12 protein-coding genes are annotated in these 11,845 nt (G+C 50.4%); all 12 read right to left on the bottom strand.

The window, feature by feature from the left end; all coding sequences use genetic code 11:
* The 12 genes from AC13D2_RS12385 to AC13D2_RS12330 all read right to left on the bottom strand — a co-directional run bounded on the left by AC13D2_RS12385 (position 1) and on the right by AC13D2_RS12330 (position 11,842).
* Positions 1-1,071, bottom strand: coding sequence for a glycosyltransferase family 4 protein (locus AC13D2_RS12385; RefSeq protein ID WP_482938692.1), 1,071 nt, complete (start codon positions 1,069-1,071; stop codon positions 1-3).
* Complete coding sequence (locus tag AC13D2_RS12380; protein ID WP_482938691.1) at positions 1,068-2,003, bottom strand: glycosyltransferase family 2 protein; 936 nt, start codon at positions 2,001-2,003, stop codon at positions 1,068-1,070. Before AC13D2_RS12380 ends, AC13D2_RS12385 begins: the two co-directional genes overlap by 4 nt.
* Positions 2,000-2,962 (bottom strand): EpsG family protein, encoded by a 963-nt coding sequence (locus AC13D2_RS12375; protein ID WP_482938690.1) that lies wholly within the window; start codon positions 2,960-2,962, stop codon positions 2,000-2,002. Before AC13D2_RS12375 ends, AC13D2_RS12380 begins: the two co-directional genes overlap by 4 nt.
* 31 nt (positions 2,963-2,993) lie before the next feature.
* On the bottom strand, positions 2,994-4,307 hold the full coding sequence (locus AC13D2_RS12370; protein WP_482938689.1) for a glycosyltransferase family protein: 1,314 nt from the start codon (positions 4,305-4,307) through the stop codon (positions 2,994-2,996).
* Positions 4,308-4,452: 145 nt separating this feature from the next.
* Entirely contained in the window at positions 4,453-5,073 is a 621-nt protein-coding gene (locus AC13D2_RS12365; RefSeq protein ID WP_482938688.1) for a class I SAM-dependent methyltransferase, read from the bottom strand.
* Complete coding sequence (locus AC13D2_RS12360) at positions 5,057-6,376, bottom strand: lipopolysaccharide biosynthesis protein (RefSeq protein WP_482938687.1); 1,320 nt, start codon at positions 6,374-6,376, stop codon at positions 5,057-5,059. Before AC13D2_RS12360 ends, AC13D2_RS12365 begins: the two co-directional genes overlap by 17 nt.
* Before the next feature lie 59 nt (positions 6,377-6,435).
* Positions 6,436-6,996 (bottom strand): dTDP-4-dehydrorhamnose 3,5-epimerase, encoded by a 561-nt coding sequence (gene rfbC, locus AC13D2_RS12355; protein ID WP_482938686.1) that lies wholly within the window; start codon positions 6,994-6,996, stop codon positions 6,436-6,438.
* A 15-nt stretch (positions 6,997-7,011) separates the two neighbouring features.
* Positions 7,012-7,884, bottom strand: coding sequence for a glucose-1-phosphate thymidylyltransferase RfbA (gene rfbA / locus AC13D2_RS12350; protein WP_482938685.1), 873 nt, complete (start codon positions 7,882-7,884; stop codon positions 7,012-7,014).
* A gap of 79 nt (positions 7,885-7,963) precedes the next feature.
* Positions 7,964-9,280, bottom strand: coding sequence for a hypothetical protein (locus AC13D2_RS12345; RefSeq protein WP_482938684.1), 1,317 nt, complete (start codon positions 9,278-9,280; stop codon positions 7,964-7,966).
* Complete coding sequence (locus tag AC13D2_RS12340) at positions 9,270-9,722, bottom strand: hypothetical protein (protein WP_482938683.1); 453 nt, start codon at positions 9,720-9,722, stop codon at positions 9,270-9,272. The genes AC13D2_RS12345 and AC13D2_RS12340 overlap by 11 nt, the downstream gene beginning before the upstream one ends.
* A gap of 20 nt (positions 9,723-9,742) precedes the next feature.
* Positions 9,743-10,615 carry a dTDP-4-dehydrorhamnose reductase gene (gene rfbD / locus AC13D2_RS12335; protein WP_482938682.1) on the bottom strand — a complete coding sequence of 291 codons (873 nt, stop codon included), beginning with the start codon at positions 10,613-10,615 and terminating at the stop codon, positions 9,743-9,745.
* A 96-nt stretch (positions 10,616-10,711) separates the two neighbouring features.
* Complete coding sequence (locus tag AC13D2_RS12330; protein WP_482938681.1) at positions 10,712-11,842, bottom strand: dTDP-glucose 4,6-dehydratase; 1,131 nt, start codon at positions 11,840-11,842, stop codon at positions 10,712-10,714.
* Between the last annotated feature and the right edge of the window lie 3 nt (positions 11,843-11,845).

Below are 11,845 nucleotides of genomic sequence, written 5' to 3'. Positions count from 1 at the left end.
TCAGGCCTCCACGCCGGTTGCAGCGTGAACAACAACCCGCTCGAAAACTGCTTTCTGCGCATCAAGCGAGTATGTACGCTCAACGGCTTGCCGGCCGGCTCTTCCGTAATCCTGCCGCACCTCCCGATCGCTCAAAAGCCGGCCGAGTGCCGTTTCCCATTCGTCGGCCGTTGCGGCCAATAGCCCGCACTGGCTATTCGACACAATATCGACGTTAACCCCAACCGGCGAAGCCACGACCGGCACCCTGGTGGCCATGTACTGAATCAATTTGTACCCGCACTTGCCCCGCTCCCAAGGGGAGTCCTCCAGCGGCATGATGCCGATATCAAACTGCTGTACGGATTTCACCTCCGAATCTTCCGACCACGGCCAGGCTTCCACCGCCGAACCCTCGAAACCACTCTGGTTGGCGCCAACCGCTACGAAACGCACCGGCATCTTTTGCTTCAATGACTCAAATACCGGTAATAACGGCACCAGATAGCGGCTTGTTTGCGGTGTGCCTATCCAGCCGACAATAAGCTCACCGATTTCAGGCTTTTGCACGGGCTGGTAGCGGCTCGCATCGACGACCGTGGGAATCACCTCAACTCGCCTGGCACCGGCCTGACGGCCCCGTGCAGCCAGGTACTCATTACCCGCAACCACACAGCTGGCCAATCGCATAACGACATCAATCTTCTTGCCCAATAACCGCCGGACCCACGGATTAGTGTGGCAATCATACCGATGGAATAGCGCGTCGTCGTAATCCACCACATAGGGCACGCCAAGAAACCCTAGAAAACGCTCGGCAAAGGCGGGCAAAAAGGGAAACAGCTCTTTTTCGATGATGACAACGTCATAACGCCTGGCGCCGAGCAATGCCCAAACTCTGGCAATTAAACCTTTCAACACCTCGCGCCAGCGGGAACCGCCATCGTACAGCGCCTGCAAATAGGAATCGGACAACAGCGGTTGCACCCTTACCTCCAGCCCCTGGGAGCGGAAGTGGGGCAAATACTGCAAAAACCGGAGGCGGGAGCTGGCTCCCAGGGGGCCGTAACGGGAGAGCAACAACACCTTCATGGGTTATACCGCCCATCACCCCGAAGAATGTGCCCCATAGCCCGCCAGAGCATGCGGTATGCTGCCCAGGTATGTTTAACGCCCTCAAGATCGCCACGGACCAGACACCAGGCTGAGCGGGTAAATGGCTCCACTACATTGGTAACCGCCACTAATAGACCCGCCTGCCAGCGGGGAAAGTGTTTGAAGCCATACAACAGGCGGCTACGGAGTGAGTAAAACAAGCGATGGACCTTTACCTGACTGGATGTGCCGCCACCGGCATGGAAGGCTTGTGCTTCGATAAGGTAATGGGTGTGCCAACTGGCATCGCTTACTACTTTGGAAAGGTCAACGTCTTCCAAGTACACAAAGAACCGTTCGTCAAATCCTCCAACCTGCTCAAAGATCTCTCGTCGAATGAGATAAAAAGCGCCCATCACATGATCAACATTACTTGAGCTCAGGTGATCCCAGTCCTGCATGTGAATGCCCGAGCCTTTCAGCCCGGGAAGTTTATCCAGCCCCAACGCGGACGAGACCAACCGGCTCAGAGTCGGAAACCGCGCACAGGTGCGGCTAATCTGCCCATGCTCGTCCATCAGTTGAATACCGCAAATGCCAACCGATACGTTCTCAGGTTCTTCCATGAAAGCAAGAGGTACTGACAATGAATCCGCTTCTAATTTTGTATCCGGGTTCAGAAAAAGAATGTAAGGGGAGTTTGCAGCGGCTGCGCCTATATTGCATGCAGCACCGAAGCCCAGGTTTTTCCCGGTGCGGATGGCCTTAACGCCCGGCAAACTCTCGACCGCATCGGCAGAGCCGTCGGTGGAGCCGTTGTCGACTACGATGATGCGCGAAACCTGGTTTTTATCGTGTTCAATGATGGACTCGAGGCATTCTTTTAGCTGGTTGCCTGCGTTCCAGTTTACCGTGACTATTGAAATCATCGATTAACGCCAAATAGAGGTTCAATATAAAGCATGCGAAACACCAAATAAACTGAAAAAATAAAAAGAAGAGACAGCGCAGAAAAACGACTATATTTTGGCAAACTGTTAATCCAAAAAAAACAGGAAAACAGCGTCATCTCAAAGATTCGATGCGCGAATACTGGAACACTCATCAAGCCATACCAAAGAGTCAACCCCGCCACACTCAAATAGAACCATGGCATCGAAGATTCGGGAATTTTCCTCAAATTCACAACCCCCAAAAGCATGATAATTATAAATGTAATATTTCTGGACGAGAATGGATTTGCATCCATTTCACTGGCCACTTTCAGCATGTGGGAAACTTGAGGATTCAGATAGTCCAGAAGAGATAGCGAGGAATGAATTACGATAGGTGGTATGAGAGAAACCAACAATATCAAAAAAAAATTCTTGGACTTTATTATATTTGAAAATATGACAAATGGAAAAAACAACAAGGATGACCAATGAAAAAGCACCGATAGAACCAATAAGCCAAGGACGCGAAATGAAAGACGTTCCCGGATTGAAAAAAACAATGAGAGATAAGCAAAACCAAGTGAGATTGAAATCCTCAGTTGCGTCATCTCATGAATTGGAAACAAAAGGATAAAATAAACTAGCAAGAAAAATAAGGAATTTTTCTGCCTGGAAATTAAATAAAACTTTGCAGACAAAGAAATAAATGCCGAAAAAAAAAGAACCCAAAAGAAGGATAAACTAGCACTTTTTACTAACAAGTTCAGCCAAACAAAACCAATTTCAAATCTGCCATCATACGCCCTCCCTGCTGACTCAAAAAATTGCAGATACTGAAGGTAATCTTTATCCAAACCGAAAAATCTTTCTGCTGAAAGCCACGCCGATAAAGGAATAAGCAAAAGAATAAAATAATTAACTAGCACTTTCTTTTCGAAAACAAAATCATTCAACGCAGTCTACTCAAATGTATTTAAAAAAGAATTATTTAGAACTCAAACTCTCATATATGATTAAATAGGAAGACGCAATAACATTGTTGCTGAACATATCTTCACACATCTTTCTCAACCTCTCCCGATCACCCAAAAATCCCGAAACCTGAACCAATTTAGGTGGATTAGTAGTAACATCCAAGTCGCCAAGAGAAATGTCAAAGACACCACCCGCGCCCGGGTTTTCCTCAAGAAACCTTTTTGTACCCAAACAATTAGAATTGCAAAATATAGGCAAACCGACGGCTAAATACTCTCCAATTTTCGTTCCAACGGCAATTTTTCTCTTGTGCATGTACATTAGCCCAACATCAGCAATGGATAACCAAGAGGGAACCTCATCATATTTAGGGTTCCTTACAACCACACCTGAAACACCAGCAAAACAGGTCTTAGTTATGTTATTAGCGTGGGCGGGAATTAACAAAAGTAGCTTTGCACTTGGAACCTCAGCTCGCACAACCTCAAGAAACCGTTTATAAAATTCCGGCCTATGCCAGCCGTCGGAAGACATGCCGCCAAGAAACACGAAAACAGGGTCGTCCTCGGACCATCCTAGTTCTTGCCGATGTTGCTTACGAAAATTATTACTATAAGCGAATATTTTTGTATCGACATTATTCGGCGCCAAAACGAAAGGGAAATCACGTACTGAATCTTGAAAATGATCTACATATTCTCTACTAATGCAAGCCGTAATCTGAGCACTTCTTAATATTTGACGTTCAGCTTCTTTCCAAAACTTAAAGTCGTTTGACTCGGAAGCCCATCTTCCTGCTGTCACATTTTCTTCTGGAAAGTCAGAACGGGGATCAAAAACGTGCCTCACTTTCCAAAACACTTTTTGAAATTGCATAACTGCATACGCAGGCGGGTAGGATCGCGAATGGAAAACATTCACCATATTGACGATGTATTGGTATGCAAGAAACGGAAACATATAGAATGCAAAGAACTTAGCGGAAATTCTATTCCAAGTACCGTTCGGTCTGTACCCATTATCAGTCTTGGTCAAAGTGAAATTTGGTATTGGCCATGGTACTGGACTTGGAATAATAACAAGTAAAATCCCACTACTCTTTAATTTTTTTCTTAAATAGAGTAAATTTTTTATCCGTCGAATCAAATAAGCAATAGATTGAAAAAATAAAATTTTTATTTCTATCGATCCATTAGCCAACTCATTTTCTTTGACTAGCAACTCAATAACTTGGCGGGTCAAGAGAGGAGTTAATATATCTTCGTTAGCAATTAAATAGAGAATTTTAATTTTTCTTTCACGGAATTCTTCTTTTGACGACAAAAAATACCTTCCTTCAGTTTCTACGGATATGAGGTGAAGAGCCCGACACTAGCAACTTTCAAATACTATGTAAAAAAACATTGTCCGTTCTTTGTTTAATATAAAGGCCTGCTCAAATTTTTGTTTAATTATAAACATCTTAACATCACTTGAATATAAAAAATCGGTGGTACGAGTGCTCGTGCACACGGAACATCTTGCTTACTCGCATCTTGCTTGCCTTCTCCAAATCTTTCTGAACGCGATCTAAGGAATATCCGGCCTTATTAATCTCCCAATAATGCTCACCATCAAATTCATGCTGTGGTGGGCGTACCCTTGGCCGAGGGATGAGTATATTCAATTTCCCTACCGTGGGAATATGGAAAGAATAAGGCCAACAAGCAGCCGCATCCGGTAGAGAGATCACAATACCTTTATGGGCCACCCGGGCCATTTCCGAAAAAATTGCCATGCTGGTGTCATAAGGAACATGCTCCAGCATCTGAAAGGCGCAAACCACATCAAATGCATTGTCGGGAAACGGCATGGCGTCCGCCGAGGAGATATGATCGGGGTTCAGGTCCGGGTCCAGGTCCAGAGTTTCGACTCGTGGGCCGAACTTGTTGGCCAAGGCCTGGAAGACTCCCGGTCCTGGCCCGATTTCAAGCACGGTTTCCGGCTGAAACGCCAAGACTTCATCTAACTGATGCCACATACTGGCCCAGCGGCGTTTCTCGATATATCTGCCGAACTCATAATGTTCTTTATTAACCTGTTTTTTCATGCCACTTCCTATTCTTAGCAGCTTTAAGAATCCATAAAATCATCGCCGAGTACGCGAACACGCCGATTAGCGAGAACGCCGCAACAGCCCATACGTCGTCGCCCACTATATAGACGCCGAACGCAAAACCAGCGACCTTGGCAGAAGTACTAAGAACCTCATAAACCAGAAGCCCACGCTGGATACCTATCACAGGCACGGCTGCAACACTCGGCTTGTTAATGAAATTGAAAAAGAAAAACAATGCGAGCCAGCGCGCATATTCACCGGCCGGCATCCAGTCCGGGCCAAACACAAATGCAAATAACCAGGGACCAAAGGCAATGATAATTCCGAATGGGAGAATTCCGATCACCAACAGCCCTGCCGTAGCTTTCACGATCAACAACACTACATCTTCACCCTGCCGAGCGGCTGCAGTAATGCGAGGGTAAAAGACATCATAAACCGACTTTCCAATGAGCGCGCTGGGCATCCCCATGACGCTCTTGGTGAGCGTGTAATATCCCGCGGCGGCTGGCCCGAAGAAGCCGGCTAGCATAAATATGGGCAGGCTTTGTGAGCCTGCATTAATAAGGTCTTGTGGCATTCTATACAATGGAAAATCCCGATGGCGAATAGCAAGCTCCCTGACCGTTGGCGCTTGGCCATCTTCGGGTTTCCACTTTTCAAAGACCGTTTTCCTCCGAATGCCAATCAGCATTAACATCGCATGAAATGCATTACCTAAAGTCGCCAATGTGATGAGCACCGCACCTACGGGGTGAACCAGCCCTCCCACAGCTTTCGCAATGTTCAGAATCAGGGAATGAGCGACTGCCGATCTGGCCACTACACCAAACGCCTTTTTCCTGATCAGCCATTGTTGGGCCATCTGCATCCAGGCAGCGAACAGCATGGCCAACGGTAACAAATAGATAAAGTTTCCAATTGCTTCGGCGCCCAAAAGCACCATTGCACTCTCACCAACGAACCAGGCGCCAATCATCAATATGCTGGTCAGACCAAGTGAGATGCCCGCACTAAGCTTCAACACCCCCAAGGCATCTTCGTCTCGTCGCTGAAGAACGCTTGCGATAGGATAGTTCAAAGCAGCAATAGGCGTCATCACGGCTAAAATAGCCATGAAAGTACCCAGAATGCCGAAAGCTTCTGGCCCGTACAGCCGTGTAATAACCGGAGCACTCGCCATGGTAATGGCCTGAGCACCGGCGGTCCCTGATGCCATGACAGCGACATTCCGAGCAAAACGACTATTCCATAGCCGAGCGAATGCGCCTCGCGACACCAATGAGAGAGGCATTAGAGAGGGCCCTCACAGTTTCCTCGGATAAGAGCATTAGCTTTGATAAAAAATAGCATTCAGTAATGCTCTCTCAGCTCAACCTTCGCCTCTTCAAGGCTTGGTCCGCCGAGATCTTTATCTGACAGCAACAGAGTGCCCGGATTATCCACACCCCAGTCGATTTGAAGAGCCGGATCATCCCACCGAATCGACCGCTCATACTCCGGCGCGTAGAAATCCGTGCACTTATACTGAAAATCCGCCGTGTCACTGGTCACCAGAAAACCATGCGCAAACCCCGGTGGCACCCAGAACATGCGGTTGTTGTCTTCCGACAGATATTCCCCTACCCATTGGCCGAAGGTGGGTGAGTTGGTGCGCAGGTCTACGGCTACGTCGAATACCTCTCCCCGGGTAACCCGCACCAGTTTGCCCTGGGGCTGTTTTATCTGATAGTGCAGGCCCCGCAAGGTGTTTTTTACCGAACGGCTGTGGTTATCCTGTACGAAGGTGGCATTTATGCCTGCTTCACGGAAGGCTTTTTCATTCCAGGTTTCCATAAAGAAGCCGCGTTCGTCGCCGAACACTTTGGGCTCGATGAGTTTTACGTCAGGAATTCTGGTTTCTCTGATCTTCATTACGTCCGCCTATGTTTATCGGGCTTTGGTGACGAGTTTTTTGAGGTAGGCGCCGTAGCTGTTCTTGTTCAGGTTTTCCGCCTCGGCCAACAGCTGTTCTTCGCCAATAAAGCCCATGCGGTAGGCGATTTCTTCCAGGCAGGCGATTTTCAGGCCCTGGCGTTTTTCCAGGGTTTCGATAAAGCCGCTGGCCTCGTGCAGGGAGTCGAAGGTTCCGGTGTCCAGCCAGGCGAAGCCGCGGCCCAGCAATTCTACGTTCAAGTCGCCCCGTTCCAGGTAGGCCTGGTTGACGCTGGTGATTTCCAGTTCGCCACGGTGGCTGGGTTTGACCTGTTTGGCGATTTCTACCACATCGTTATCGTAGAAGTACAGGCCGGTGACAGCATAGTCGGATTTCGGGCTGGCCGGCTTTTCCTCGATGGAGATGGCGCGCTGGTTGTCGTCAAACTCTACCACACCGAAGCGTTCCGGGTCGGTGACCTGGTAGCCGAAGACGGTGGCACCTTTGTCTCTTTGGGCGGCGGTTTGCAGCATCTTGCTCAGGCCCTGGCCGTAATAAATATTGTCGCCCAGTACCAGGCACACGCTGTCCTTGCCGATGAAATCCTCGCCGATAATACAAGCCTGCGCCAGTCCGTCCGGGCTGGGTTGGGTAGCGTAACTCAGGCGTACCCCCCATTGGTTACCATCATTGAGTAGGCGTTTGAAGCTATCCTGATCTTCCGGCGTGGTGATGACAAGGATATCCCGTATGCCCGCCAGCATAAGGACGGACAAGGGATAGTAGATCATGGGTTTGTCGTAAACCGGGAGGAGCTGTTTGGAGATGCCCCTCGTGATGGGATATAGACGGGTGCCGGAGCCGCCTGCCAGGATGATGCCTTTCACATTTTCTCCTTACAGATTGAAGACTTTTTTGCCACGGAATCCACCGAAGGACACGGAAAAGAAGACAAATAGTTGGTTTTCAGACTGCTTGTTGGAATGCTTCGAGTTCGGACCGGGGGATGTGGCCGTGGTTTACCATGACGGTATTGATCATCAGTGGTGATACTTCAAAGTGTTCTGCAGCGGCTTCCATGAGTTCTTCATCCGGAGATGTAGTGTTCATCCATTCAATCAGGTCGCTGTAGGGGCACAGGAACTCTTGTGCGAAGGCTCTCTGGAATTTTTGCCGCACGGTGGTTGCATCGGTACAGGGTAGCCAGTTTCCTGTTTCTCCGGCGTAGATGCCATCGGCAATCAGTCGTGCGGTCATGAAGCGCCGGGCGTCTTTGCGCTTTTTACCCAGGGCAATTTTGGCCCTGCCGCTATCCCCTACTTCTCCAATACCAATGGGTAGCCTTTCTGCTGCCTGCTGACTTTCCAGAAGCCGCGCTGGTGTTTCTAGAAGGTCAGCAAGATTTCTGTTGTCCAACGGCCCCTTGTTTAACCCGAGGTGACTACGCGCTTTATTAGCTGCGTCCTGCCCCAACGCCCACGGTTGGCCGGGTTTACCGCTTGAAATCAACTCCACCACCTTTCGAACACTTTTCATTGGTAACTTGATGGAGTCTGTTGTATCTGCAAGGCATTGCTGAGCATTTTTAATGGTTTTCTCAGTCTTGTCCCGGCCAAGACAGGCCAGCTCCTGAATTGCACCCTTGCCGTGGGCCGTGATGAGTTCAGTCATCATACCTAAAAGAAGTTCCGGGGCTTCTTCCGGGTCGTAACCAAGCCTGGCTTCGAGCTGGCGCTGCTGTGCGATGACCGGGTTAGCCCTTTCTTCACACACAGTTTGCCAGAGTTCGTGAAGCGCCGTTTGCTTGGCGCTGCCGTTCAGTTTCTCCAGCGTTTGGGTAATAAACCGGTCAACACTCGCTTCGTATTCTTCCGCTGCAAGCCAGTCTTCAAACCGTTCAATGTAGCGCAACGGCCCTGCGCCTTCTCGGCCGGGCTTCAAGTTGACCAGTATACTCTCACCATCAGAACTGAATATGAGGTCGGGCCATGCGTAACCGTCGCCAGCCGCTGAGAGCATGTGGCTCATTTTCCAGTCGTGTAGTGCTGATGCATCGTCAGCGTAGCGGTTCGGCTCCCATCTCAGCCGCCACCAGTTTGCCGCAAACCAGAGTGCCAGCGGGTACGCTGACATAGCGATTGAATCCCTTACCTGGTGTTCACCAAGCAGATTCTCGTGGCGGAAGAGTTGCTGATCGCGCAACTTCAATCCCATGTGGCACCGGGTCAGCATTTCTTCGGAAGCTGATTGCTGATTTTCAACCCACTCAATGTCAAATCGCATGATCTGGGTCTCCATCAGCGACCGACTGAAACCAGCGAGTGAGGATTTCATCCCTCATCGGGTCTGTCTCCGGCATGGGATAGCCATGATAAGTGCCTTGAACCCGGTTTTCGAGCTGTGCTTCAACCGGATATCCATCGCTTGTCACAGCCCAAATGTTTTGAGGTAGTTTACCCTTCATCTGCACACTCACCATTCCCTTTTTCGCGCCCTCTGACAAAAGCGATTCCGCAATCTTTTGATCAAAGATACCACAATCGTCGCAAAGCGTTTTATGGGGCCTTGGATCTGCGGGTGGCGTGAGGCCAAAATTCCCGGGATTACGCTTATGTTCGGGATTGCCACCGTATTTTACTGTTTCGACGAGCGCTAAACGCTCCTTTGCTGATAGCCTCTCTTTCAATTTTCGCTTGGGGTTAAAGCGGTTACGGCGGGGCTTCATTCCTTTGAGAACTCCTTTGATCAGTTTTCCAAATACTCGTCTAAGGTTAATGCCAGCTGCGACTGCCAAGTTGGCAGTTGGATACTCAGAGCTTTTTCGAGTTTGGCGACATCCATCCGCGAGTTCAACGGCCGGGTTGCGGGGGTTGGGTAGTCGCTGGTCGCTATGGAATGGGCGTTTTCGGAACCCATGGTCAGCTGTTCACCGCTTTGTTTGGCCAGGGTAAAGATTTCCCGTGCGAAGCCGTGCCAGCTGGTTTCGCCTCTGGGGGCCAAGTGGTACAGGCCGTTTGCCAATTTGTTGTGGATAGCCAGCGTAGTGACCTGGGCTATCAGCCTGGCAGGCGTTGGCGCACCGATCTGGTCTGCCACAATGTTGAGTTCGGTTTTGCTTTTGGCAAGGCGCAACATGGTTTTCATGAAATTGTTGCCCCGGGCGCTGTAGACCCAACTGGTGCGAAAGATAAGGTAGTCGGCGCCGCTTTGTTCGATGGTCCGATCGCCTTCTAGCTTGGTTTTCCCATAGTGGCTCAGGGGGCCAGTGGGGCTTGTTTCCTGCCAGGGTTGGTCGCCATCGCCTGGATAAACGTAATCGCTGCTAAAGTGAACCAGGCGAATATTTTTTGCGGCTGAGTATTCGGCCAACTGTCCGGGAAGACCAGCGTTCAGGCGCTCGGCTTCGGCTTTCTGCTGTTCTGCCGCGTCTACAGTGGTCCAGGCGGCGGCGTTTACGATGAGGTCTGGCTGAATGCCGGTTAAGTAATTCTGCACCGCTTCTTCGCTCAACAAATCCAGCTCTGCCCTGCCTGGAGCGCTAATAGTGCCCAGGGGTGCGATAGTGCGGTGGAGTTCGAAGCCGACCTGGCCGGTTTTTCCTAGGAGTAAGATTTTCATAAAGACCTTTTTTTGCCACGGAATCCACGGAAGGGAAAACGAAAATAAAAGTCTGGTTTCCGTGGGTTCTGTGGATTCCGTGGCTAAATCACTGAATCAGTTTCCTGCGCCCAGGCGCTCACGTTGGTAACTACCGTCCTGTACCCTCTTGCACCAGTCCAGGTTATCCAGGTACCACTGCACGGTTTTGCGGATTCCGGTCTCGAAGGTTTCTTCTGGTACCCAGCCCAGTTCATTCTCGATTTTGCTGGCGTCGATGGCGTAGCGCATGTCGTGGCCGGGGCGGTCTTTTACGTAGGTGATCAGGTCCCGGTAGTGTGTTGATCGCGGGCGCAGATCTTGGAGGATCTCGCAAAGGGTGAGTACTACCTCTATATTCTGCTTCTCGTTGTGGCCGCCGATGTTGTAGGTTTCGCCCGGTTTCCCGTCGGTGACTACCTTGTAGAGGGCGCGGGCGTGATCTTCTACGTAGAGCCAGTCGCGGATCTGGTCGCCTTTGCCGTAAACCGGGAGGGGCTTGTTCTCCAGGGCATTGAGGATAACCAGAGGGATGAGCTTTTCCGGGAAGTGGTACGGGCCGTAGTTATTGGAGCAGTTGGTGACCAGTACCGGGAGCCCGTAGGTGCGTTGCCAGGCTCGTGCGAGGTGGTCGGAGCTGGCTTTGCTTGCGCTGTAGGGGCTGCTTGGGGCGTAAGGGGTTTGTTCCGTAAACAATGGGAGTTCTTGGTCTCCCCCCCTCTCCCCTGGCCCCTCTCCCGCTGGGGGAGAGGGGGAAGAAGGTGTAGCCTGGGTAGAGGGTAGCTCACCTAGGTCGCCGTAGACTTCGTCGGTGCTTATGTGGTGGAAGCGGAAGTTGGTGCGGCGGTTTTCTTCCATGCCCTGCCAGTAATGGCGGGCGGCTTCCAGTAGTGTGGAGGTGCCGACTATGTTGGTTTCGATGAAGGCTGCGGGGCCGTCTATGGAGCGGTCTACGTGGCTTTCGGCGGCCAGGTGCATGATGGCGTCTGGCTGGTGTTGGGCCAGTACGCGGTCTACTTCGGCGCGGTTGCAGATGTCTATCTGTTCGAAGGCGTAGCGTTCGCTGTCGCTCACCTCTGACAGGCTTTCCAGGTTGCCTGCATAGGTGAGCTTGTCGAGATTGACCACTTTATCTTTGGTGTTGTTGATAATGTGGCGGATGACTGCGGAGCCAATGAAGCCGGCGCCGCCGGTTATCAGTAGTTTCATAAT

The sequence above is a fragment of the Marinobacter sp. B-12 genome (genome assembly GCF_056857915.1).
The sequence above is the reverse complement of the archived record's forward strand: the minus strand, read 5'-3'. Positions and strand labels throughout refer to the sequence as shown.

What these genes read in the sequence shown, in the direction of transcription:
- AC13D2_RS12385 (WP_482938692.1), bottom strand. Translation starts at nt 1,071, where the DNA reads ATGAAGGTGTTGTTGCTCTCCCGTTACGGCCCCCTGGGAGCCAGCTCC.
- AC13D2_RS12380 (WP_482938691.1), bottom strand. Translation starts at nt 2,003, where the DNA reads ATGATTTCAATAGTCACGGTAAACTGGAACGCAGGCAACCAGCTAAAA.
- AC13D2_RS12365 (WP_482938688.1), bottom strand. Translation starts at nt 5,073, where the DNA reads ATGAAAAAACAGGTTAATAAAGAACATTATGAGTTCGGCAGATATATC.
- AC13D2_RS12360 (WP_482938687.1), bottom strand. Translation starts at nt 6,376, where the DNA reads ATGCCTCTCTCATTGGTGTCGCGAGGCGCATTCGCTCGGCTATGGAAT.
- rfbC (WP_482938686.1), bottom strand. Translation starts at nt 6,996, where the DNA reads ATGAAGATCAGAGAAACCAGAATTCCTGACGTAAAACTCATCGAGCCC.
- AC13D2_RS12345 (WP_482938684.1), bottom strand. Translation starts at nt 9,280, where the DNA reads ATGCGATTTGACATTGAGTGGGTTGAAAATCAGCAATCAGCTTCCGAA.
- AC13D2_RS12340 (WP_482938683.1), bottom strand. Translation starts at nt 9,722, where the DNA reads ATGAAGCCCCGCCGTAACCGCTTTAACCCCAAGCGAAAATTGAAAGAG.
- rfbD (WP_482938682.1), bottom strand. Translation starts at nt 10,615, where the DNA reads ATGAAAATCTTACTCCTAGGAAAAACCGGCCAGGTCGGCTTCGAACTC.
- AC13D2_RS12330 (WP_482938681.1), bottom strand. Translation starts at nt 11,842, where the DNA reads ATGAAACTACTGATAACCGGCGGCGCCGGCTTCATTGGCTCCGCAGTC.